Raw genomic sequence first — 22,805 nt, forward strand, 5'->3', positions numbered from 1 at the left:
TGGGGAGGGGCCAACCGTATTCCAACCCCCCAATGCATCACAGATCTGCGAGCGAGGCCGGCGCTAGTGGGGCCGACCGGACGACCCGGCGACCAGCATGTGCCGCGCGGCAGAGGATTCATCATCATCCATGGCGCGCCGGACGCCGCAACGCAGCACTTCGACGAGATAGGTCAGATCGTCATCATTGCTTTCAAGAGCCCGCAATTCGGTCTCGACGAAAGCCAGCACCAGATCGGCCACCTGCAGGCGATCGCGGTCATTATCCGCCTGTTGGATGTCCGGGAAAAATTGGGCGAGTGATTTCTGGGTCATCTGCCAATTCCAATCGTTTTCAGGGTTGGGGCTGTGGGAGAGCGCAGCCAGGTCTCCACAACTTCATCCAGCGGCATTGTGCTGCTGAGGCGGTCAATCAGGTCGAAGGAGATGTCGCGGACACTGGAGGCCGAACGCAGCCCGACAGCCCGGCCACCGACCGCTTCGGGAATGACAGTCAGCTGCTGCCCGCGCGCAACGGCATCAAACATGGTCGCCATCAGCGAAAACGGCGCCGAAAACCCGACCAGAAAGCACGGCGGACCGGCATGGTGGCGGACCATGCGGCCGAAATCAGGATCCGAATAGGCCGACAGGCCGGTGCGGATGAAGACGGCTTCGCGAGAGAGTGGCCGCAGGCCGTCAATCGGTGCCCCGGGAACCGTGAGGCCGCAATTGATCGCCGGACGGTTGCTTTGATACTGGCAATGAAGGACGGGCCAGCCAGACAGGCGCGCTGAGGTCAATAACCGCCGGATGCGGTCCGCGACGGCGACATTGCTGCCATCATCCTCGCCCTCGCCCGGATCAAGCGATTCACGCTGGCAATCGAGCAGAACGAGTGTTGGCAAATACCGGGTCATGCGAGCTCCTCCGGGCGGCGCTGCTTGCGCGGCGCCCGCCGCAGGGACCGGTCAAAGGGTCCGGGTCGATCCCAGTCACCATCCGGACGGATAATGGCCAGCGGATCGGAGTCCATGGTGATGGCATTGGCCGGACGCTCGAGCGGATGCTCGATCTCGACATATTCATAGTCGGAGAACATGAAGCTCGGCCGCCCCGGACGAACCCGGAAACCGTGCGAGCGCCAATAGGCGACCCGGTTGAGCTGGGCATGGCCGAGCACCTGGCGGTATCCACGGCGGGCGCTGTAGCGCAGGGCTTCCTGCATAAGGGCCCGCATCACGCCATGGCGGCGGAAGGTCGGCAACACCGCCGCCCGCTCCACCTTGGCGAAATCGGCAAACCAGCGCAGCCGCAGGACACCGACCGGCTCACTGCCACGCCAGGCAATCAGGTGCGATGCCGCGACCAGGTCATTGCCGTCATATTCTTCGTTATAGGGCGCGCGCTGCTCACCCAGATAGGTAACACCCCGCAGGGTCATCGCCATGACAACATGGTCGAAGCTGCGCGCCACTGTCACGCGCAACCGGTCTCGGCTCTCCGCATTCATGCGTAGTGCTCCTCTGAGGTTTTCTGGTTGCGAAGCGCCAGTTTCTCGGCGATTCGATGAGGAAAGCCCGTACTGCCAAACAGCAGTGTCGTGCCATCGGGACGGCCCAGCGGCACGAATCCGAGCCGGGACATAAGCTTTTCACCCGGCACCGATCGGGCGCGGGCATAGACGCGGATATCGCAATAGACGCCAAACCAGACGGCGAGCAGGCCGCGCAGTGATGCGGCCTGATCCATCGGCGAGCGTCCCGCCATGCCCCAGGACAACAGGGCGTGGGCGTCTTCAGACGGCCCGCACACCCATTCGCGTTTCGCATTGGCAAAGCCGAACTGGCCAGCCAGCAGAGCCTCGACACCCTGTTCGGTCAGCGGGATCGACGCGAGCAGGGCGTTGGCCTTGCCATTCCTGCGACGCAGCTGCAGCGCCCGCCCGGTCCAGGCCTGGACCTGCCAGAGCGCTTCCGGGCCGGCGACCTCGCCCTCAATCAACTCGTCGGCGAGCTGGTGGAACTCGTCGATCTGATGCTTGTGAACCTGCGTGAAACCATATGGCCCGACAGCTGCATGGAGTTGCTGGTCCTGAAATTGAACGCCGGACCGGGATAGGCTAGGCTGATCGACTGAACTACGCATCGGGCATTCCTGTTTCGGTCTGACCCAATTGGCTTAACACCGCTGCCATGCACGCGGCCTCTTCGAAGTTGGAATAGTGGATAGTCAGCAAACAGCCATCAGCCTGCGTCGCAACGTGTTTGACTGGGACGATCTCCAGATCTTTCACGCTGTCGCCACGACAGGATCAATGAGCGGCGCAGCTGCGGCGCTCGGGTGCCAGCAGCCCACCGTCAGCAAGCGCATGCGGCAACTGGAAAGCCGGCTCGGCGCCCAGCTGATCGATCGGCGCGCCGACGGTATCGTGCTGACCCAGGCCGGGGAAGCGGCACTGGACTATGTGCGGACCATGCAACGCTCGGCGCAGCAACTGGAATCGCGCATCTCGGGTACCGATACAGCGAGCACCGGGGATGTGACGCTGCATGCGTCGGACGGACTGTCGACCTATTGGCTGGCGCGCCACGCGCCGCGCTTCATGCGGGTCAATCCGGGCATCAATCTGCACATGCACAGAGCCGATGCCGGTATTGGCCCGGCGCCCGACCTGTCGATCACGTTCACGCCCGACAAGGATATGGATGCGCCGACCTCGGCGCTGGGCTCCATGCACTATATGCCGTTCGCCTCACGCGAATTCATCAATACCTATGGTGTGCCAAAATCGACCCATGACCTGCTCAATCTGCGCTTCCTGAAGCTGGAACAGTATGATCGCGGCCTCGCACTCTGGGAAAACCGCAATGAAGTGGTCGATGCATACATAAATTATGCATTCAGGACAGATGTTAGCTCCATCCTTTTGGAAACTATCAGACATGGCGGCGGAATCGCCATGGCGCCGACCTATCTGGCTGCGCTCTATCCGGACGAGTTAGTGGTGCTGGACTATGATGTTAAGCAGGACGTGCGTTTCTGGCTAAAATACCTGCCAGGCAGCCAGCGCGTCGGACGTACAAAATGTGTTGGCGACTGGATCGCCGAGATTTTTGACCCTAAGGATTACCCTTGGTTTCGTGAGGAATTCTGCCATCCCGGTGAGTTTTGCGAGATCGAAGTTATAAAACCACGATAATGAGGTTGTTATGAGTGCTAGAGGCCCAACGAGTATTGACCAGCACGTCGGTGCTCGCCTTCGCCTGCGGCGCAGCCTGTTGGAGATGAGCCAATCCGAGCTTGGAGAAAAGCTTGGTGTGACCTTTCAGCAAGTTCAGAAGTATGAGCGCGGCACCAACCGCATCGGCGCCAGCCGCCTGTTTCATGTCGCCCGCGTCATGGAAGTCCCCGTTTCCTACTTCTTCGAAGGTCTGGATACGGAAGGGGCTTCCGAGCTGAAGGGCCCTGACTCCGAAACGCTCTACGACTTCATCGCAAGCCCTGACGGTCTCGCTCTGGCTTCGGCATTCTCCGGAATCCGCGATCAGACCGTCCGCCGCCGGGTCATCGACCTGCTGAGATCACTCTCAGTCTGATTTCTGCCCGATATCTGTCGGCTATATGAACGGATCTGCCCCGCTATTGCCCGGGCCCGGTCCTGCTCGCGCCTTATCAACCCCTCAGCTTGAACCAATCAATGCTGAGGGGTAATTCTTGTGCGACCTAAATCATCCAGAAATTCATCTGCCGAACCGTCAACGGACCGGGCCAATGCATCCGCGGATCGCGATACGCGCGCCGGTTCGCACCCCTGGTTCCATCTGAATGGGTCAGGCCGGGCCTCAGGCTCAACGCTCGACATGGCAGCGACCACGAGATTCCCGAGACGGCCGTGAAGGCCGCGCCTGGGACCGGATACGGATCAGTTGCCCGATACAGGCCGGTTATCGTGCCGGCACATGTGCGAAAGCGGTCTGGCAGGCGCGAACACGCGCGCACGTCCCGCCGCGTCGCGGCGGCTGGTCACACCATACTCATCACAAATCTGGAAGAGAATGGAGCGGGCGATGAGATTCGAACTCACGACATTCACCTTGGCAAGGTGACGCTCTACCCCTGAGCTACGCCCGCTCATGTCTATGCGGGGACCAGCCCCGCCAGGGAGCGGGGTATATCGCGCAAACAAAGACGGATTGCAAGAGGGAGATTCCGTCGCGGTGCACAAGGACTTGATCCGGCCCGCCAGTCGGGCTTCAAGACACGGATGAGCGCTTCACGCCCTGAATTATTCGCCCACCTCGATGGGCTTGGCATCCGGCACGAAACTGTCAGCCACCGACCGGTCTTCACGGTCGAAGAGGGCAAGGACATAAAGGCCGCCCTGCCAGGCGGCCACACCAAGAATCTCTTCCTCAAGGACCGTAAGGGGCAGATCTTTCTCATCACGGCCCTGGCTGAAACCGAGATCCGTCTCAACCGGCTGCACCGGCGGCTCGGCAGCGCCCGCCTCTCCTTCGGGCCCGAGGCCCTGCTGTTCGAAACGCTGGGGGTGCGCCCCGGCTCGGTCACGGCGCTGGCGCTGCTGAACGACACCGATGGGCGGGTGCGCTTCGTGCTCGATATGGCGTTGATGAACTGGCCCGTCATCTATTCCCATCCGCTTCTGAATGACGCCACGACCGGAATGGCGCCGGCTGACCTGGTCCGCTTTGCGGAATCGACCGGTCATCCACCGCAACTGATTGACTTCACCGAATTGCTTGATGATGAAGATGCCACGCAGTAACGGCTTGCGCCGACGGCCTTGCAGGGCCACTTACTGGGCAAGACGCAGCGAGGAAACGCACCATGACCCTGTTCAACACCGGAGCCCCCGACACAGACACTGATGATCTGGTCAAGGACTCCTCCGACAGCAATTTCATGGCGGATGTCGTCGAACCTTCGAAGTCCGTCCCGGTCCTGGTCGATTTCTGGGCCCCCTGGTGCGGCCCCTGCCGCCAGCTTGGCCCGATGATCGAGCATGTTGTCCGCCAGGCCGAGGGCGCCGTGCGTCTCGTCAAGATTAATATCGACGAGAATCCCGGCATTGCACAACAATTGCGCGTCCAGTCCATTCCCGCCGTCTTTGCCTTCAAGGATGGTCAACCGGTTGACGGTTTCATGGGCGCGCTGCCGGAAAGCCAGATCAAGGATTTCATCCAGCGGATTTCGGGCAAGGGTCCGAGCGAAGCTGAACTGAAGGCCATCGTCGACCGCGGCATGGCCGGACTCGAGTCCGGTGACCTCGGCGGCGCCGCGCAGGATTTCGCCTCGGTCCTCCAGCTCGACCCGGGCCACGCCTCGGCGCTGGCCGGTCTGGCGCGCGTCTGGCTCAAGTCGGGCGATATCGACAAGGCAAGCGAGATACTCGGACAAGTTCCCGCTGACCGCGCCGGCGACCCGGCCGTTGAGGCCGCCCGGACGGCGCTCGAGCTGGCCAATGCCGCCCCGGCCGATGATGCGGTGACCGCAGGCTTGCGTCAGGCGGTTGCGGCCACACCGACCGACCTGCAGGCGCGCTATGACCTCGCTGAGGCACTTCTGGCAGGCGGCGACCATGCCGGCGCTGCTGATCAATTGCTCGCCATCACGGCGCTGGATCGCGAATGGAATGAACAGGCCGCACGGACCCTGTTGCTGAAGATCTTTGAAGCCGCCGGACCGATGAGCGACGTCGCCCGCGACGGTCGCCGGCGCCTGTCATCAATCCTGTTTGCCTGAGGAGGCCATGATGAGTGACGCATCCACCGCATCGACCGATCGCATGCTTGATCCCAAATTGCTCGAAATACTCGTTTGTCCCGTCACCCGCGGACCGCTGGTTTATGACCGCGAGGCGCAGGAGCTCGTATCCGAGGGCGCCGGACTGGCCTATCCGATCCGCGACGGGATCCCGATCATGCTGCCCGAGGAAGCCCGGCAGCTGGAGCAGGTCTGATGGCGCGGCCCTGGCCCGAGCAATTGCGCTTTTCCAAGGCGGACAAGGCGCTGCATGTCCGCTTCGACGACGGCAACGCGTTTTCCATTCCTTTCCAGACCCTGCGGACCGAGAGCCCCAGCGCCGAAGTCCAGGGCCATGGGCCGGATCAGAAAGTGACCGTGACCGGCAAGGAGAACGTCCAGATTTCCGCCGCTGAACCCGTCGGCCGCTATGCTGTCCGGCTGGTCTTCGATGATGGCCATGATAGCGGCCTGTTTACATGGGACTATCTCTACGCGCTCGGCGAGGCCGAAGCGCGCCCGTAAGCAAGGCTGGCGCCGCACCAGCGGACGCACTAGTCTGGCAGGCCTAGCTGATCATCAGGTGATTCATGAGACTCATTACGGTTTTGGCCGCGCTCGCCGCGAGCGCGCTGTTCAGCTCGACCAGCCTGGCCGGTCCGGAAGATTTCGCAACCGGTCCCCTGATTGACGGCTATGGCGCCGTGGCGCCCGTCACCAACCAGATGCCAATAGCTGACGACACCGTTTTCCGGGTTGCGTTTGACGTCTCCACGCCGGCGGAAGTCGGTGAGATCAACCGCAAGCTGGACAGCGCAGCGCGCTTTCTCAACATGCATGTCGCCGCCGGTATTCCCGGGGAGAATATTCACATCGCGATCGTCGTGCATGGCGGTGCTGTCCAGGACGTCACGACCGGCAGTCATTTCACGCCGGGCATGGAGCCGGCCAATGCCGAGCTGGTCGCGACATTGATCGCGCACGGCGTCAGCATCTATGTCTGCGGCCAGAGCGCGGCCTATCATGATGTCGCGGTCGAGGATTTATTGCCCGGAGTTACCATGGCCCTGTCGGCGATGACCGCGCACGCGCTCCTGCAGCAGGACGGCTATACACTCAATCCGTTCTGACGCGCCGTCACGCCGCGTCCAGTCGCTTGCCGCGCAGAAGTTTGGGCGGCTCACCCGTGTCGCCGCCGGCCTGGCGCATGAAGAAACGCCGCGCCGGACCGATCTGGTTGACGATGGACAGGCCGATCCCGCGTAATTGCCGCAATGGCTCGATATCATTCGAGAACAGCCGGTTGAAGATATCCGTGCCGGCGGCCAGGGAGGCACTGTCGAATTTGCGCCATCCCTCATAGCGCCGAAGCGTCGTCAGGGCGCCGATATCCAGCCCGACCCGCTTCGCCTCGCCGCAGACCTCCGCCAGGGCCGCCGCATCGCGGATACCCAGATTGAAGCCCTGACCGGCAAGCGGGTGGATGCCGCGCGCCGCATCGCCGACAAAGGCGATCCGTTCAGCGCAGAAGTCCTCCGAGAATTTCAGCCCCAGCGGATAGGCCCAGCGCGGACCTTCCGGGCGCAATTCGCCAAGAAAATCACCGAAACGGTTTTCCAGTTCCTGCTGGAAGACGTCGGCATCGGCGGCCTGTAACGCATCGGCAACATCCGACGGCTCGGTCCAGACCAGCGAGGCGCGATTGTCAGGGAGTGGCAGGATGGCGAAAGGCCCTGACGGCAGGAAATATTCATAGGCAACGCCGTTATGGGGCTCGGCATGGCGCACGGTGGCGACCAGGCCCTTCTGGCCGTAATTCCAGCCGACACTGCGTATCCTGGCCTGGGCGCGGATGCGCGAGAATTTGCCGTCGCACGCCACCAGCAACTTGCCCGACAGGCGCCGTCCGTCGGCGAGCAGGACATCGACGCCATCGGGCCTTGCCTCGTAACGCTCGGCCATGGCCGGAGCGATGGAAATGATATTCGGCCGCGCCAGCACCGCACGGGCCAGCACCATGCGCGTATGCCGGTTCTCGGCCATCCAGCCGAGCGGCTCGCCCTCGGGGCCTTCGCTGATCTCGCGGCGATCGAAATGCAGACTGTGCGGCCCGGGTCCGCCCGGCCGTGTGCCGCCATAGGGGCGGCCATCGCAGACCATGATGTGTTCGATTCGGGTGGTGTAGGGCCGCAAGTCATCGGCGATGCCCAGCGCCTCGAACAGGCGCCAGGACGTGAAGGCGAGGGCCGAGGCCCGGCCGTCGAATTCCGGGGCCAGCTGGGTATCGATCGGCAGCGTATCCACCACCGCCACGCGCAGTCCCGCCTGATCCATGGCCAGGGCAAGGGTCAGACCGGCCAGACCACCACCGACAATGATCGCATCGCCGTCAAAGAAATTGTGTTCGCTCATGAGCCGGAGAATAGGCGATTTTCCCGCCCTTGAAAGCGGGCATCGCGCCGCAGACGCATTAACCCCTGTTTACCACCCGGATACCCTTGCCGGGCTAGAACGGGGCATGACAAAACGCGCCGCACCCAAATCCGAGACCGAAGCCCCGCAGCCGGGCCGAATCTGGCTGACCCGGGCGTCCGATCTGCTGCTCGGCGGATTGATGCTGGTCAGCGGTGCCTTTCTGCTGACCGCCCTGTTGAGCCACAATGCGCTCGACCCGAGCTGGAATGTCTCGGCCGAGGGTGAAGTGCGCAATCTGATGGGCAAGCCGGGCGCCGGTTTCAGCGATGTCATGCTGCAATCGCTGGGCTGGTCTGCCGCCGGGCCGGCGATCGCGCTGATCATCTGGGGCGGTGTGCTCCTGCTTCGGCGGCCGCGGCGCCGTCCGGCGTCCATCGCCGGCTGGCGCTGGCTGGCCGCCGCCATCGGCACGACCGGCTTTGCTGCCGCTGCCAGCGCACTCCCCCTGCCCAATGCCTGGCCCTTTGCCAGCGGGCTGGGCGGTGCACTCGGCGATATGGCGCTGGGCGGATTGCGCAGCCTGCCCGCCTCACTCGACCTGCCGGCAGCAACCGGGATCGGCGCCGCCTTCGGCCTGGTCTTCGCGATTGCCGGGATTTTCTTCACCTTCGGCCTGCGCTCGCGTGATCTCTCGGCGGCCTATGATGCCGCCGGACTGGCCTGGGCCACGGTGCGCGTCTGGTTCGACGCCCTGCGCGGCCATGGCATGTCACTCGCCCGCTTGCTGAGCGATGGCGGCACGCGGACGGATGCGCGCGATGAGCTGGTCCGTGAGGAACCGGTCCTGCGCCGGGCCATGCGCGCCGCCGACGCGGATGCTGATGATGAAAGCGAGTTCGACGACGCGCCGCAGCCCGCCTTCAGTTCCAGCGTCAAGGTCGCCCCGACGCGCCGTTCGGCCACATCGGAGCGCGATCACCGCGAAGCCCAGGGCTCGCTGGCATTCGCCAGGACCAAGGGCTTCAAACTGCCGCGCCTCGACCTCCTGTCCAAGCCGCAACAGCGCAATGGCGCCGTCGATGAGCTGTCCCTGCGCCAGAATGCCGTGCTGCTGCAGGGCGTGCTGACCGATTTCGGGGTCAAGGGCGAGATCGTCCAGGTTCGCCCGGGCCCGGTCGTGACCCTGTATGAGTTCGAGCCCGCCCCGGGCGTGAAATCCTCGCGCGTGATCAATCTGGCGGATGATATCGCCCGCTCCATGAGCACGACTGCGGCCCGCGTGGCCGTGGTGCCGGGCCGCAATGCGATCGGGATTGAACTGCCCAATCCCAAGCGCGAAACCGTTTTCCTGCGCGCCTTGCTGAATTCCAAAGTGTTCGAGGAGAGCAAGGCCGAGCTGCCCATGGCGCTGGGCGAGACCATCGGCGGCGAACCCTTTGTCGCCGATCTGGCACGCATGCCCCACCTGCTGATCGCCGGGACCACCGGTTCGGGTAAATCGGTCGGCATCAATGCGATGATCCTGTCCCTGCTCTACCGGCTGCCGCCGGAAGACTGCCGCATGATCATGATCGATCCGAAAATGCTGGAATTGTCCGTCTATGACGGCATCCCGCACCTGCTGACACCGGTCGTGACCGATCCGAAGAAGGCCATCGTGGCGTTGAAATGGGCCGTCCGGGAGATGGAAAGCCGTTATTTGCGGATGTCGAAGATCGGCGTGCGCAATCTGGCCGGCTTCAATGAGCGTGTCGCCGCAGCCGAAGCCGCCGGCGAACCCCTCTCGCGCACCGTCCAGACCGGCTATGACCGCGAAAGCGGCGAACCGATCTTCGAGACCGAGATCATCCAGGCCGAGAAAATGCCCTATATCGTCGTGGTGATCGACGAGATGGCCGATCTGATGATGGTCGCCGGCAAGGAAATCGAGGCCGCCGTCCAGCGTCTGGCGCAAATGGCGCGCGCTGCGGGCATTCATGTGGTCATGGCAACCCAGCGCCCCTCGGTCGATGTCATCACCGGCACGATCAAGGCCAATTTCCCGACCCGTGTTTCCTATTCGGTGACGTCGAAGATCGACAGCCGGACCATCCTTGGCGAGCAGGGGGCCGAACAACTGCTCGGCATGGGTGATCTGCTCTATATGGCCGGTGGTGGACGCCTGCGGCGCCTGCACGGGCCCTTTGTCTCGGACACCGAGGTGGAGGACGTCGCCGCCTATCTCAAGAAACAGGGCGCACCGGAATATCTCGATGCGGTCACGGCCGACAGCGAGGACGGCGAGAGCGGCGCTCTGGGTCTGGACGGCGAAGCCAGTAGCGGCGATGCCTTGTTCGACCAGGCCATCGCCCTGGTGGCGCGCGACCGCAAATGCTCCACCAGCTATATCCAGCGCCGGCTCCAGATCGGGTATAACCGCGCAGCGACCCTGGTCGAGCGCATGGAGGAGGAGGGCATGATCGGCCCGTCCGACCATGCCGGGCGCCGCGAAATCTACCTGCCCGAACACAATGTGGCGTGACGCACAAATGAACGTCGAGGCCTTGCTCACGCCGCAATCGCACGGCAGTTTGGCGCCATGATTATGCACCTGATTTCCGCCCTGCTCCTGCAGGCATCGCCGGCCGCAGCCGAGGCTCTTCCGGAACCCGCATCCGTGCAGGCAGAGGCCGTGCAGCCGGAGACCATTCAGCCCGAGGCCGCGCAGGCCGAACCTGCGCAAGCCGCGACCGGGCAGCCCGCCTTCGACCGCGCCGCGGCGATTGCCGACGTCAATCGCTATCTCAACGCGATCACGACCCTGCGGGCGCACTTCATCCAGATCTCACCCAATGGCAGCGCCGCACGCGGGGTCGTGTCGATCGCGCGCCCGGGACGCTTGCTGTTCGAATATGACGATCCCTCACCGATCCGGGTGATTGCCGACGGCACGACCGTGGCGCTGGAGGATCGCGCCCTGGAAACGGTGGACCGCGTGCCTTTGCGCTCGACGCCGCTCTGGTGGTTGCTGAAATCGGATATCGACATCGCCAATGATGCTGAAGTCGTCGATATTCGCAGCGAATATGGCTTCCTGTCCGTGATTGTCCGCGACCCGGATGGCGAGATGGATGGCGATATCGAATTTGTCTTCGCCGGACCGGAACTGGAATTGCGCGAATGGTTCGTGACCGATGCCTTGGGCGAGGTCACCCGCGTCAGCCTGCTGGAAACAGAGACAGGCATGGCATTGAACCCACGCCTGTTTTCGATCCCCGAGCCGGAAAGCCGGCGCGACTCCCGGCGAGGCCGCCGCTGATCGCTGCGGCATTTTGACCACAGGCAATACCTTTCTAATATTTTATTTGTATATTTTTTCCCATCGTGGCGTTATTACTACGCTGACTGAGAAGAGATGGATCGGCTTCGTCCCCCCGCTTGCGGATCCAGAACTCAGTTGCGCCGGCTTGATCCCCTCCCGGCGCTGCGACGATGAAAATTCGCGCACAGCATAGCGCCCGGTCTCTCCCCCCCTTGAGACCGGGCGCATTTCATTCCGGCCCAGCTTTACACCGGCATTTCCGCTGTGCAGTGCGCCGATTGGGGGTTAAACAATTTCCATGCAATTTCACGACGATTCCGACGACGTTGATTTCACACGTCTGCTCGAGGAAATTCCCCTGCTCTACAAGGCCCGCGCCTTTGCCGAGAGCCTGAACGCCAATACCTGGTTCTCCAGGCTCGGCGAACCGCTCGATCCACGCGATCGCACCCTGGCCCGCGCCTATCTTGACGGGCTGGGCTTTCCCGAAGCCGAGCCGGCCCTGCTCTCCGACTGGAGCGAGGCGGCCACCGCGGCTGAAAGCCTCGATCGTGACCCGGTTGGCTGGGAAGCCGAGGAAATGTTGCGGGCCGGCCTGATTACGCGCGTGCTGGAGCGGCTCGACGAGGAAGCGGTCAATGTCGCCCTGTCCCAGGTCGGCAGCAAAACCCATGATTCCTCGCGCGATGCCGTCGAAGAGGCCGCGTCGATTGATGATATCGAGGATATGGAACTCGTCCATGCCGCCGCCGGTGCGCTGGCCCAGGCGGCCAATGGCGCAGCGCTGGTGATCATGGCGGAAGCGGAAGATGATGATCCGCCTCACCCCTTCCTGGCCCGCTGGCGTCTGTTTGCCCGCGGCCGCTGGCCGGTCGGCCTTGCCGGTGCCAGCTATAATATTCTCTGATCAGTCCGACGAAAGAACACAGCCATGAGCGGTATCTCGATAGCGACCTGGAATATCAATTCCGTGCGCCTGCGCGCACCCAGCGTAGCTGCCTGGGTCGCCGAGGCCGATCCGGACGTATTGTGCCTGCAGGAAATCAAGTGCCTGAGCGAGCAATTCCCCGAGGAAGCCTTCAGGGAAATGGGTTTTCGGCATTTCCACATTCGCGGCCAGAAGGGCATGCATGGCGTGGCAATCGCGTCAAAACTCCCGCTCGAGGATTTGCCCGACGAGGATTTATGCCCGCGCTCGGAAGCCCGGCATCAGCGGGTCGGCGTCGCCGGTTTTGAATTGCACAATTTCTATATCCCGGCCGGCGGCGACGAGCCGGATCCGGCGATCAATCCGCGCTTTGCACACAAGCTGGAATTCCTCGACAAGCTCGAATCCTATTTCGCCGGCCGCGCGGCGGCGAAGACACCGCTCGTTCTGGTCGGTGATTTCAATATTGCGCCCTATGAACATGATGTCTGGTCGCACAAGCAATTGCTCAAGGTGATCAGCCACACGCCGGTCGAGGTCGATGCCCTCGAGCGCATCCGCCAGGCTGGCCGGTTCAGCGATGTCGCGCGCGAACTCATCCCGATGGATGAGAAGATCTACACCTGGTGGAGTTACCGCGCCAAGGATTGGAAAGCCGCCAATCGCGGCCGGCGCCTCGACCATATCTGGGTCTCGCCCGAGCTGCACGACCAGGCCGTCGCCGGGGGCCGCGAGGCTCTCAAGGTCTGGGATAATGTGCGCAGCTGGGAAAAGCCCTCCGACCACGCGCCCGTCGTGCTCCAGCTCGAATTATAGGGCTTGGCCGCCCGCAAGCCTGCCGAGCTGATCCTGGAACCCCTCAGTGGACCAGTCTGTAGCCACCACTCTCGGTGACCAGGAGGCGGGCATGCGACGGATCGGCTTCGATTTTCTGGCGCAGACGATAGATATGGGTTTCCAGCGTGTGGGTCGTCACCGCCGGGTTATAGCCCCAGACCTCATGCAGCAATTCCTCCCGCGGTACCGCCTTGGCGCCGGCCCGGTAGAGATATTTCAGGATATTGGTCTCTTTCTCCGTCAGACGGACCTTTTTCTGGTCGGCGGTAAGTAGGAGTTTCATCGATGGGCGGAACTCATAGGGACCCACCTGGAAGACCGCATCCTCGCTTTGCTCATGGCTGCGCAGATGCGCCCGCACGCGCGCCAGCAGAACCGAGAATTTGAACGGCTTGGTGACATAGTCATTGGCACCCGATTCAAGACCGAGAATCTGGTCGGAATCGGTGTTCTGGCCGGTCAGCATGACGATCGGTGCCGTGATGCCATTCTTGCGCATCAGGCGGCAGGCATCGCGTCCGTCCATATCGGGCAGATCAACATCCAGCAGGATCAGATCGGCCCGCTGGTCGCGCGCAATCGTCATCCCTTCACCGGCGGAACCTGCCGCCAGTGTCTGAAACTCTTCATGTAAATCGAATTGTTCGACCAGGGCTTCGCGGAGGTCATCGTCATCATCGACGATCAGGATGGTTTTTCTTGAGCTCATCTGGCCGATCATGCCGATTTCGCGGCGCAAGGCAAATCCTGCCCACCGGCAAGACCAACCCGGCAATTTTTGCCGGGTTGCCCGGTTAAGCCCTTGTGGCAAGCGTCTGATTTATGGCCTGATTATTGCTTCCTTCGGCTTGAGTCCGCCTTGCGGACACCCAGCCGTGGTGGGGAAGGCGAAGGGGACGCCAGGCGTGGCCAATGGCCATGAATAGGCGTCCCTCGCCGACCATCCGGCACTGCTCGAAGGCTTCCCATGGACTGGATTGTCTCAGGATCGGGCTCGATGGATCTGGCCGGAAAACGCGTCCGCGCGGCCCTCGGGCGATCGGGAATTTGCCCGCAAAACTCAAAGCAGGAAGGCGATGGCGCCACGCCGACCGGCCGCTATGCCCTCCGCAGAATTCTCTATCGCGCTGACCGGATGACGCCCCCGCTGACCGCCTTGCCCGCCCGTCCCATTCGCGCCGATGATGGCTGGTGCGACGCGCCGGACGACCCGGCCTATAACCGCCCGGTTCGACTGCCTTATCCGGCCTCTCATGAGACACTTTTCCGTGAGGACGGGCTCTACGACATCATTCTGGTGGTCGGTCATAATGATGACCCGCCGGTTCCGGGCCTGGGCTCGGCGATCTTCCTGCATTGCAAGCGTGGGGATTACGAGCCGACCGAGGGCTGCGTCGCGCTCGACCCGGACGATGTGCGGCGGCTGCTGTCAAACGCGAAGCCGGGCGATCATCTGGTGATCGAGCCCTAGTCGCGGGCGCCGAAAAAGGCCGTACCGATGCGCACCGAGCTCGCCCCCAGCGCGATGGCGGTTTCGAAATCAGCGCTCATACCCATCGATAATTCTTCCAGGCCGTTTTCACGCGCCAGCCTGGCCAGAAGGGCAAAATGCAGGCCCGCAGGCTCGGCCGTCGGCGGAATGCACATCAGACCCGCGATCTGCAAACCATGCTCACCGCTCATCCGGGCGAGAAAACCGGGCAGCTCCGCCGGCGCAATTCCGGCCTTCTGCGGCTCTTCACCGGTATTGACCTGGACCAGCAGGCGCGGGGTCCGGCCCGTCGCGGTCATGGCCTTGCGCAAGGCGATCGCCAGCTTGTCACGGTCAAGGGTTTCGATGACATCGAACAGCTCGACCGCGTCCTGGGCCTTGTTGCTCTGCAAAGGTCCGATCAGGCGCAATTCGAGGTCCGCGATACCGGCGCGCCGTCCGCCCCAATGCTCGAACGCCTCCTGAACGCGGTTTTCACCGAAAACCCGTTGCCCGGCGTCCAGCGCGGCGTCGATGGCTTCATCGGACTGCCGTTTCGAGACCGCGACCAGGGTGATGTCGGACGGATTGCGTCCGGCCTGTTGCGCAGCCGCGCCAAGCTGTGCGAGCAAGTGTGTGCGGCGTGCCGCAATTTCCGGAGATGTATCCATGACGCGGCCATATGATGCACAGGCCGGCTTGGCAAGACTGGCGCAGCGGGTTCGCGGCGGTCTGCGCACAGATTTGCCAGCCCTGTTTGCACTCACCGACCCGGTCAGAACGCCTGACCCGCTGGCTTTTGCCAGCCAGCTCGCGTCGGGAAGCGGGCTGGTCTATCGCCATTTCGGCGCACCGGAACGGTTTCACATCGGTCTCGCACTGGCGGAACTGGCCCATGCGCACGGACTCTATCTCTTCGTCTCAAACGATCTGGCCCTGGCCGACGCTATCGGGGCTCATGGCATGCACTGGCCGGAACGCGATCTGGCCCAGGCCTGGGCGCGGCGCCTGCGCGGTGACCGGCGCCCCTTTACCGCTTCAGTCCATTCCCCCGCGGCCGGCCTGCGTGCGGCCCGGGCCGGGATTGACGGTGTGTTTCACTCAACAGTTTTTGCCAGCCAGAGTGCGACGGCGGGACGGCCGCTCGGGATCCACGCCGCAGCCGCCCTGGCACGTCATGTCGACACGGCCGTCTATCCGCTGGGCGGCGTCAATGCAGACACGGGCCGGCGATTGATCGGACTGGGATTTGCTGGATTTTGTTGTGTCGGCGCCCTGTCCCGGGACTGAGAGCCACGGAGACTAGAAGCCACGAAGACTAGAAGCGCAGGGCCGATTCAAACTTGATCTCGGGCTGACGCGCATCGCTTTCCATCAAGCGGAACATCGGGTCTTCCGGAGAAATCAGGCGAACCTGGCCACCGAGGCGAAAACGGTCACCCAGATTGATAAAGGCACCGGCGCTGAGGTCATTGAGGTCATTGCGGACATCCGGACCTTCCTGGATGCCAACACGAACGCCCCAACGGCCGCCCGGGGATTCCCAGTCGACCGTGTTTTCCAGATCGAGACCGGGCAGCATGCGCTCATTCATCGACAGGGTGAAAGCTTCATACCAGGGCGTATCAACACCAAGCGCGTCTGCCGGTGCGGCGGACTGGATCTGTGCCTGGTCGGTAGCGGGTGCTGCTTCCTGAGCGAGAGCTCCTGGCGCAAGGCTGAGCATTGCCGTTGCCATCGCACCAGCGATCGCAGTCTTGACCATTAAGGTCTGGCAATTTCCCCACTTGGACATGGAACTACACTCCCTCGGTTCATCAAACTACAGAAAGGCCCCGGACTCCCCAAGAAGATTCTGCCGACTGAACAAAAGAATCCGTCCAGCTGTGGCGGATATGTCAAAACTGCCAGCCAAGCTCGGTGAAAAATGCCGTTCCCGTGCGCTCGATTTGCGTCCGCCCGAGGGGCGTTGCGACCGGTTCGTCGCGGCTCGACGCCTGGATCCCGCCACCCAGAACCCAGCGCTCGCCAATCAGGCGCGACGCGCTTACTTGCAGCGTCTGACCGTCAACATGAACCAGGTCATCGCTGAACCGCGCCAGCTCGAACGCCGTCAGCCAGGCACCGTGTTCATAGGCCGCCGACACCGACCAGGCCTCATAGGCGCCATCAGAGGCGATGCCATTATTCGATCGCAACCAGCGCGCACCGGCGCTGACCGGGCCGCGGCTCCAGTGGAAACCGGCATCCTGCGTGCTCACACCGGCAAAACCGGCGATGCCGCTCGCCTCTGCGCCCTCGCTGAATCCAAGGCTGAAAGCGAATTCATTCTCACCGCGCAAAATTTCATAGCGCGCGCCAAATTCCCAGACATTTTCGAATGCCGGGCCCACCAGACCGGCGGGTCCGTCTTGCCAGGCGCAGTGATCAACGCCGCAATCGACAATACGGGGAGTGAAGGATGAGGCTATACGCAGGGAACCGACGCTGGACGATTGGCCAATAGCAATCGAACGGTAGGCCAGCTTGAACGCATTGCCGGAGCTGAGATTCCGGGTCCGCGCACCGCTGAGTCCGGTCAGATCGACCCGGCCGCCATCAGCCCGACTCAACCGGAAGGCCGAGGGTCCCCGCTCAGGATCGAGGTCGGCAGCGCCCGCCCCATAGCCAAGGCGAACTTCGCCCCAGCCAATATCGATGAAGCCATAGCCCGATTGCAGGGCGACCCGCACCCCGTCCGCTGAATCCGTGGCGTCAGACTGAAAGCCGGACACGCCAGCACGGACAGGGCGAACCGAGCCATCAACCCGGACCGCCGCGCAATCCGCCGACCCGGCCGGGCAATCACCGACGCGCCCGCCCCAGCTCCGACGGCCGGAATCCCGCTCGACACGCCCGCCAAGGACAAAACCCCAGCGGCGACCGGAATCCGTAAAGGATTCAAACGCTAGCTCAGCATCAATGTCATAGAGAAATTTACCGGAAGGCGCCGCATCATCGCCGGCGAGCCAGACAGCCCCGACATCAATCCGGACCTCGGGCAGGTCGCCGTCGGTGGAATTCAGGATGGATTGAGAGAAAGCCGGCGGGCCCGCGATGGCACCGGACAAAGCGGCGACAATGATCGCGCTGGAAGTCCGTTTCATACCTCGCGGTCCCGCCGTTCGGCCCCGTCCCCCCGGACGTCGCGCCGTTAATGGATGCGAGAGACAGGCTCTGGTCAAGCGCCACAAACCCTTCATCAATGGGTTCCTTGTCACATGTTGCACACATGCCACGCTCATTCGGGTGCCTTTCGGCGCTGGCGTGACACAGATCGCGTGTTATACACACCTTCCCGATACGCCTGAGCTTGCAAGATTCGAGTGTGTGGGGAGTGTTTTCGCCGTCTTGCATTGAAGGAGTTACGGCACATGTCCGACAGTCGGATTCTCGGTGCGGCCCTGCTTGCCGCCCTCCTGTTTCTCCCTGCCTGTTCAACCCGGGGCGACGCCAGCGCCAGCGCGCAAACGGATCAGCGCTCGTCCGGCTTCCAGCTGCCGAGCCTGCCGAACCCGCTTCGCAGCAACCGCCCGGTTGAGCCGGAAGGTATTGGCGTCAATGGTTATTTGTGGCGCGCCAGCCTGGACACAATCAGCTTCATGCCGCTCTCCGAGGTCGACCCGTTCGGCGGCGTCATCATCACGGACTGGTATGCCAATCCACAGATGACCACGGAGCGTTTCAAGCTGACGGTCTATATCCTCGATACGCGCCTGCGTGCCGACGCGCTTGCGGTCAATGTTTTCCGCCAGGTTCGCGAAGAAACCGGTGGCTGGATTGATGCAGAGACCAACCCGCAAACCGCCTATGAAATTGAAAACGCTATCCTGACCCGAGCTCGCCAGCTGCGCATTGCGCGACTGGAAGATTAGGGCACCGGGTACGCGGTCAAACGCTGCGAGCCAAGCATATGAGCCGATACAATCCACGTGAAGCCGAGCCAAAATGGCAGGCGGCTTGGGCGGAGCGTGACTCCTTCCGGGCGGGCGGGCCAAAGGCTCAGAACGGCAAACCCAAATACTATGTCCTTGAGATGTTTCCCTATCCATCCGGACGCATCCATGTCGGCCACTCGCGCAATTACACCATGGGCGACGTCATCGCCCGCTATAAGCGCGCTCGGGGCTTTGACGTCCTGCACCCGATGGGCTGGGACGCGTTCGGCTTGCCGGCCGAGAACGCCGCCCGCGACCGTGGTGTGCATCCGGGCAAATGGACCCATGACAATATCGACGCGATGCGCGGTCAGTTGCAGCGCCTCGGCCTGGCGCTGGACTGGAGCCGGGAATTCGCGACCTGCGACCCGTCCTACTACAAGCACCAGCAAGCCATTTTCCTGAAATTCTTCGAAAAAGACCTGGTCTATCGCAAGACCGCCAAGGTCAACTGGGATCCGGTTGACCAGACCGTGCTGGCCAATGAGCAAGTCATTGACGGCCGTGGCTGGCGTTCCGGCGCCCTGGTGGTTCAGCGGCAGCTGGATCAGTGGTTCTTCAAGATCACAGCCTATGCAGACGAGCTGACCGATGCGCTGGATACGCTCGACCGCTGGCCGGAAAAAGTCCGGGTGATGCAAGCCAACTGGATCGGACGCTCCCGCGGTGCGACCGTCCGCTTCCCGCTGACCGAAACTGAAATCGCCGATGAGTTCGGGCCAACGATCGATGTCTTCACCACCCGCCCGGATACCCTGTTCGGCGCCAGCTTCCTGGCGCTGGCGCCTGATCATCCCATCGTGCGCAAGATCGCCGAGGATAATCCGGAAGTTGATGTCTTCATGCGCGAATGCGCCCGGATGGGCACGACCGCCGAGGACATAGAGAAGGCGCCAAAACGCGGCGTCGATCTGGGAATTACAGTACGCCACCCCTTTGATCCATCTTGGGAATTGCCGGTCTGGTCGGCCAATTTCGTGCTGTCATCCTACGGGACAGGCGCGATTTTCGGGTCCCCGGCAGGCGATCAGCGCGATCTCGATTTCGCGCGCAAATACGAGCTGGCCGTCAATCCGGTCGTGTTGCCGGCCGGCGAAGATGCCGCGAGCTACACGGTCGAGGACGAGGCCTATACCGGGCCGGGCACGATCATCAATTCGCGCTTCCTGGACGGGCTGGATACCGAAACGGCGCTGCAACGCGCGATTTCCGAGCTGGAATCGCTGAAACTTGGCGAGGGTTCCACCAGCTACCGCCTGCGCGACTGGCTGGTTTCGCGGCAGCGTTACTGGGGCTGCCCCATACCAATCATCCATTGCGACACTTGCGGTGTCGTGCCGGTACCCGCCGACCAATTGCCGATTGTCCTGCCGGAAGACATCACCTTCGACCAGCCGAGCAATCCGCTGGAGCGCCATCCGACCTGGAAACACACCGATTGCCCGTCCTGTGGCAAGCCGGCGCGCCGCGAGACCGACACGCTGGACACGTTCGTGTGTTCGTCCTGGTATTTTCTGCGCTTCACATCGCCCTGGTCGGAAGACAAGCCGTTTGACGCCGCCGAGGCGGAACACTGGCTGCCCGTCGACCAGTATGTGGGCGGTATCGAGCACGCTATCCTGCACCTGCTCTATGCGCGGTTCTTCACCCGGGCGCTGAATGACACCGATCTGCTAAACATGGCGAGCGGCGAACCCTTCGCCGGCCTGTTCACACAAGGCATGGTCACGCACGAAACCTTCAAGTCGGGCGATGGCCGCTGGCTGTCTCCGGAAGAAGTCGAGCGCAAGCATGATAGCGCCGTGGAAATCGCGACCGGCAAGCCTGTCACGATTGGCGGCATTGAGAAAATGTCGAAATCCAAGAAGAATGTCGTCGATCTTGATGCTTTCGTTGAGGATTTCGGGGCTGATGCCGCGCGTTGGTTCGTCCTTTCGGATTCCCCACCGGAGCGCGATGTCGAATACACCGATAGCGGTGTGGAAGGCGTCTGGCGCTTTATTCAGCGTCTCTGGACCGTCGTGATTTCATTGCCCGAGGACGCGCCAGGACCGCTGAGCGTTGCGACCAGTGCCGAGGGTGACGCCCTGGCGCTGCGCAAGACGGCTCACAAGACCCTGAAGGGCGTCACCGAAGCGATTGAAGGCTTCCGCTTCAATTCGGCCGTCGCACAGATCCACGACCTTGTGAACGCCTTGCGCAAGGCTGAGGGCGGCGGGGCCGGCATGGTTGAGGCCCGGGCGGAGACGCTTGGCATTCTCGCCCGGCTGATCTCACCCTTCATTCCGCATCTGGCTGAAGAATGCTGGCACAGACTGGGCGGTGATGGCCTGGTGATTGATGCACCATGGCCTGAGGTTGACCTCGGCCTGCTCGTCGAGACCGACCTGGTTCTGCCGGTCCAGGTCAATGGCAAGCGGCGTGGAGAGATCTCGGTAGCCAAGGATCTTGATCAGGAAAGCGTCAAGCAAATCGCCATTTCCGAAGAAGGGGTGGCGCGTTCGCTCGAAGGGCTTACGATACGCAAGGTGATCGTGGTTCCCGGTCGTATCGTGAATATCGTCGCAGGATAAATCATATGCGCCCTTTGCGTCTCGCACTCTCCGCTCTGCTCCTGATCGCCTCTGCCGGGCTTTCAGCCTGCGGCTTCGCGCCCATGTATGGTGCCAACGGCGTCTCCAGTGAACTGGCCGATATCCGTGTCGAGACTGGCCGTGAACGGGTGGATTTCCGGCTTCAGGAAGCCCTGCTGGACGGCATGGGCGCCCGGTCAGCATCCGGCCCCTATACCATCCGCGCGACGACCAGCGTGACCTCAACCCCGTTTGGCGTCGGTGCCGACGCTATCGCCAGCCGCTACGCCCTGCGCATAACCGTCAACTGGCAGCTATACCGCGACGGATCGGTCGATCCCGTCATGACCGGAGTCGCGCGCAGCGATGCATCCTATGATGTTCCAACGGGCGTCTACGGAGCTCTGGCTTCAGAGGCGGACGCCGAGGATCGCGCCATCAATATCGCCGCCGATCGCATCATCACCCAATTGGCGCGGGCGATGCAGGACGGACAGGCGTGGTAAAAACATCGCCACGCGATGCCGATGCGCGGATCGCGCGTCCTGACCCTTCCATCAAAGCCTATCTCATCTTCGGGCCGGATCGGGGCCTGGTGCACGAGCGCGCCGACGCCCTGGCCCAGGCTTTGGTTCCCGACCCGAATGATCCTTTCGCGGTCACCCAGATGACCGAAGAAGACCTCAAATCCGACCCCGCCTGCCTGTCCGATGCGATGGCAGCCATGTCGCTGACCGGTGGGGCACGGCTGGTCCGCGTACGTCTGTCCGGTGAAACCGGCAGTGGCCCGATCCTGGAGCTCGTGGCGGCGCTCGAGAAGGGCCAGGCCCAGGCCGAGGCCTGTCTCGTCGTTGAATCCGGCGACCTCACGCCCCGCGGAAAGCTGCGCAAGCTGTTTGAGCCCGCCAAATCGGCCATGGCCATCGCCTGTTACGCCGACTCCGCGCAATCCCTGGCCGATATCGCGACAAAAATGCTGGCAGAAGAAGGGCTGAGCCTCACATCTGACGCGCGAGCGGCCTGGCTGCCTCGGCTGGAAGGGGACCGGGCCTTTGCGCGTGGTGAGATTGAAAAGTTAATACTGTTCAAAGGCTTGAAGAGCCAACGCAAACCCGGCGATGATGTTGTCGAGCTTGGCGATGTCGAGATGATCGCCGCGGATCAGGGCGATGCTGCACTCGACGCAATCATCGGCCCGGTCCTAGACGGTTCACTGACGGTCGCCGACAGCGCGTATGTCCGTGCTTTGGGCGGTGGCGCCAGTGCGGTAGGTGTATTGCGTGCCCTGCAGCGCCGGCTCGACCAGTTAGGCTCTGTTGCCGCTGCGGGCGGTGATGATACAGCGATGGCCCGTAGCGGTGCGCCTCGTTACGGACCGCAGGCCGCACAGTTTCGCGGTCAGATGCAGATCTGGCGTGGGCGCCGGCTCGATGCGGCGCGGCAATTGGCCTTTGACGCCGAGCGGGCCGTCAAGCGGTCCGCCAGTCCGGCCGATACCCTGGTCGGTGACCTTTTGCTGCGTCTCGCACGCGGTGCAGCGCGGATGCGGGCCTGACAG

General features: G+C 62.8%; 26 protein-coding genes and 1 tRNA gene. 17 read left to right on the plus strand and 10 right to left on the minus strand.

The genetic code is table 11. From position 1 onward, the window contains the following. Positions 1 to 63: 63 nt before the first annotated feature. The 4 genes from BLT42_RS06695 to BLT42_RS06710 are packed head-to-tail and all read right to left on the minus strand — an operon-like array spanning position 64 to position 2,127. Positions 64 to 315 carry a hypothetical protein gene (locus BLT42_RS06695; RefSeq protein WP_091768778.1) on the minus strand — a complete coding sequence of 84 codons (252 nt, stop codon included), beginning with the start codon at positions 313 to 315 and terminating at the stop codon, positions 64 to 66. Then, positions 312 to 899 (minus strand): isochorismatase family protein, encoded by a 588-nt coding sequence (locus BLT42_RS06700; RefSeq protein ID WP_091768781.1) that lies wholly within the window; start codon positions 897 to 899, stop codon positions 312 to 314. The genes BLT42_RS06695 and BLT42_RS06700 overlap by 4 nt, the downstream gene beginning before the upstream one ends. After that, the gene (locus tag BLT42_RS06705; protein ID WP_091768784.1) at positions 896 to 1,492 is read right to left on the minus strand and encodes a GNAT family N-acetyltransferase; all 597 of its coding nucleotides are present in this window, start codon (positions 1,490 to 1,492) and stop codon (positions 896 to 898) included. Before BLT42_RS06705 ends, BLT42_RS06700 begins: the two co-directional genes overlap by 4 nt. Further along, entirely contained in the window at positions 1,489 to 2,127 is a 639-nt protein-coding gene (locus BLT42_RS06710; protein WP_091768787.1) for a hypothetical protein, read from the minus strand. The genes BLT42_RS06705 and BLT42_RS06710 overlap by 4 nt, the downstream gene beginning before the upstream one ends. A 76-nt stretch (positions 2,128 to 2,203) precedes the next feature. Here BLT42_RS06710 and BLT42_RS06715 point away from each other — a divergent pair, with 76 nt between their 5' ends. Continuing rightward, the gene (locus tag BLT42_RS06715) at positions 2,204 to 3,181 is read left to right on the plus strand and encodes a LysR family transcriptional regulator (protein ID WP_176780285.1); all 978 of its coding nucleotides are present in this window, start codon (positions 2,204 to 2,206) and stop codon (positions 3,179 to 3,181) included. A gap of 10 nt (positions 3,182 to 3,191) precedes the next feature. After that, entirely contained in the window at positions 3,192 to 3,578 is a 387-nt protein-coding gene (locus BLT42_RS06720) for a helix-turn-helix domain-containing protein (RefSeq protein ID WP_091768793.1), read from the plus strand. 460 nt (positions 3,579 to 4,038) lie between these two features. On the opposite strand, the gene BLT42_RS06725 is transcribed toward BLT42_RS06720, so the two are convergent. Continuing rightward, positions 4,039 to 4,113, minus strand: a tRNA-Gly gene (locus tag BLT42_RS06725). 133 nt (positions 4,114 to 4,246) lie between these two features. Here BLT42_RS06725 and BLT42_RS06730 point away from each other — a divergent pair. The 5 genes from BLT42_RS06730 (at position 4,247) to BLT42_RS06750 (ending at position 6,875) form a co-directional block, all read left to right on the plus strand. Next, the gene (locus tag BLT42_RS06730; protein WP_091768796.1) at positions 4,247 to 4,768 is read left to right on the plus strand and encodes a prolyl-tRNA synthetase associated domain-containing protein; all 522 of its coding nucleotides are present in this window, start codon (positions 4,247 to 4,249) and stop codon (positions 4,766 to 4,768) included. Positions 4,769 to 4,830: 62 nt separating this feature from the next. Beyond that, a complete protein-coding gene (gene trxA, locus BLT42_RS06735; protein ID WP_091768799.1) occupies positions 4,831 to 5,745 on the plus strand; it encodes a thioredoxin in 915 nt (304 codons plus the stop codon). Between the two features lie 10 nt (positions 5,746 to 5,755). Then, positions 5,756 to 5,962 carry a Trm112 family protein gene (locus BLT42_RS06740; protein WP_091769037.1) on the plus strand — a complete coding sequence of 69 codons (207 nt, stop codon included), beginning with the start codon at positions 5,756 to 5,758 and terminating at the stop codon, positions 5,960 to 5,962. Next, complete coding sequence (locus BLT42_RS06745) at positions 5,962 to 6,270, plus strand: gamma-butyrobetaine hydroxylase family protein (protein ID WP_091768802.1); 309 nt, start codon at positions 5,962 to 5,964, stop codon at positions 6,268 to 6,270. The genes BLT42_RS06740 and BLT42_RS06745 overlap by 1 nt, the downstream gene beginning before the upstream one ends. Positions 6,271 to 6,335: 65 nt before the next feature. Further along, positions 6,336 to 6,875, plus strand: coding sequence for a DsrE family protein (locus tag BLT42_RS06750; protein ID WP_091768806.1), 540 nt, complete (start codon positions 6,336 to 6,338; stop codon positions 6,873 to 6,875). 7 nt (positions 6,876 to 6,882) lie between these two features. On the opposite strand, the gene BLT42_RS06755 is transcribed toward BLT42_RS06750, so the two are convergent. Next, positions 6,883 to 8,157 (minus strand): UbiH/UbiF/VisC/COQ6 family ubiquinone biosynthesis hydroxylase, encoded by a 1,275-nt coding sequence (locus BLT42_RS06755; protein ID WP_091768809.1) that lies wholly within the window; start codon positions 8,155 to 8,157, stop codon positions 6,883 to 6,885. A gap of 106 nt (positions 8,158 to 8,263) precedes the next feature. Between BLT42_RS06755 and BLT42_RS06760 the strand changes: the two genes are divergently transcribed. From BLT42_RS06760 to xth, 4 genes are all read left to right on the plus strand, one after another. After that, entirely contained in the window at positions 8,264 to 10,681 is a 2,418-nt protein-coding gene (locus BLT42_RS06760) for an FtsK/SpoIIIE family DNA translocase (protein ID WP_091768812.1), read from the plus strand. 57 nt (positions 10,682 to 10,738) lie between these two features. After that, positions 10,739 to 11,458, plus strand: a complete 720-nt coding sequence (locus BLT42_RS06765) for a LolA family protein (protein ID WP_091768815.1) — start codon at positions 10,739 to 10,741, stop codon at positions 11,456 to 11,458. Between the two features lie 301 nt (positions 11,459 to 11,759). After that, entirely contained in the window at positions 11,760 to 12,368 is a 609-nt protein-coding gene (locus BLT42_RS06770) for a hypothetical protein (RefSeq protein ID WP_091768817.1), read from the plus strand. 24 nt (positions 12,369 to 12,392) lie between these two features. Beyond that, on the plus strand, positions 12,393 to 13,205 hold the full coding sequence (xth, locus tag BLT42_RS06775) for an exodeoxyribonuclease III (RefSeq protein ID WP_091768819.1): 813 nt from the start codon (positions 12,393 to 12,395) through the stop codon (positions 13,203 to 13,205). Between the two features lie 43 nt (positions 13,206 to 13,248). Here the strand turns inward: xth and BLT42_RS06780 are convergent, their stop codons facing one another. Then, positions 13,249 to 13,935 (minus strand): response regulator transcription factor, encoded by a 687-nt coding sequence (locus BLT42_RS06780; RefSeq protein WP_091769040.1) that lies wholly within the window; start codon positions 13,933 to 13,935, stop codon positions 13,249 to 13,251. A gap of 258 nt (positions 13,936 to 14,193) precedes the next feature. Between BLT42_RS06780 and BLT42_RS06785 the strand changes: the two genes are divergently transcribed. Beyond that, positions 14,194 to 14,697: a L,D-transpeptidase family protein gene (locus BLT42_RS06785; RefSeq protein WP_091768822.1), complete on the plus strand. Its 504-nt coding sequence runs from the start codon at positions 14,194 to 14,196 to the stop codon at positions 14,695 to 14,697. Here the strand turns inward: BLT42_RS06785 and BLT42_RS06790 are convergent. Further along, positions 14,694 to 15,368, minus strand: coding sequence for a YggS family pyridoxal phosphate-dependent enzyme (locus BLT42_RS06790; protein ID WP_091768825.1), 675 nt, complete (start codon positions 15,366 to 15,368; stop codon positions 14,694 to 14,696). The two genes, BLT42_RS06785 and BLT42_RS06790, sit on opposite strands and share 4 nt — an antisense overlap. Between BLT42_RS06790 and BLT42_RS06795 the strand changes: the two genes are divergently transcribed. Further along, complete coding sequence (locus tag BLT42_RS06795) at positions 15,367 to 15,987, plus strand: thiamine phosphate synthase (protein WP_176780286.1); 621 nt, start codon at positions 15,367 to 15,369, stop codon at positions 15,985 to 15,987. The genes BLT42_RS06790 and BLT42_RS06795 overlap by 2 nt on opposite strands. Before the next feature lie 28 nt (positions 15,988 to 16,015). Here BLT42_RS06795 and BLT42_RS06800 read toward each other — a convergent pair whose 3' ends face one another. Both BLT42_RS06800 and BLT42_RS06805 read right to left on the minus strand, forming a co-directional pair. Then, positions 16,016 to 16,492 (minus strand): NtrZ family periplasmic regulatory protein, encoded by a 477-nt coding sequence (locus BLT42_RS06800; protein ID WP_143024069.1) that lies wholly within the window; start codon positions 16,490 to 16,492, stop codon positions 16,016 to 16,018. 103 nt (positions 16,493 to 16,595) lie between these two features. Next, positions 16,596 to 17,843 carry a hypothetical protein gene (locus BLT42_RS06805; RefSeq protein ID WP_091768831.1) on the minus strand — a complete coding sequence of 416 codons (1,248 nt, stop codon included), beginning with the start codon at positions 17,841 to 17,843 and terminating at the stop codon, positions 16,596 to 16,598. A 267-nt stretch (positions 17,844 to 18,110) separates the two neighbouring features. Here BLT42_RS06805 and BLT42_RS06810 point away from each other — a divergent pair, with 267 nt between their 5' ends. From BLT42_RS06810 to holA, 4 genes are read left to right on the plus strand one after another with little or no spacing between them, the layout of a single operon-like run. Further along, entirely contained in the window at positions 18,111 to 18,611 is a 501-nt protein-coding gene (locus tag BLT42_RS06810) for a DUF3576 domain-containing protein (protein WP_091768834.1), read from the plus strand. Positions 18,612 to 18,649: 38 nt separating this feature from the next. Then, the gene (leuS, locus tag BLT42_RS06815) at positions 18,650 to 21,247 is read left to right on the plus strand and encodes a leucine--tRNA ligase (RefSeq protein ID WP_091768837.1); all 2,598 of its coding nucleotides are present in this window, start codon (positions 18,650 to 18,652) and stop codon (positions 21,245 to 21,247) included. Between the two features lie 5 nt (positions 21,248 to 21,252). After that, positions 21,253 to 21,753: an LPS assembly lipoprotein LptE gene (lptE, locus tag BLT42_RS06820; protein WP_091768840.1), complete on the plus strand. Its 501-nt coding sequence runs from the start codon at positions 21,253 to 21,255 to the stop codon at positions 21,751 to 21,753. Then, positions 21,747 to 22,802: a DNA polymerase III subunit delta gene (gene holA / locus BLT42_RS06825; protein ID WP_091768843.1), complete on the plus strand. Its 1,056-nt coding sequence runs from the start codon at positions 21,747 to 21,749 to the stop codon at positions 22,800 to 22,802. Before lptE ends, holA begins: the two co-directional genes overlap by 7 nt. The last annotated feature ends 3 nt before the right edge of the window (positions 22,803 to 22,805 follow it).

The organism is Maricaulis salignorans (assembly GCF_900103475.1).
In the GTDB taxonomy this organism is placed as follows: domain Bacteria; phylum Pseudomonadota; class Alphaproteobacteria; order Caulobacterales; family Maricaulaceae; genus Maricaulis; species Maricaulis salignorans.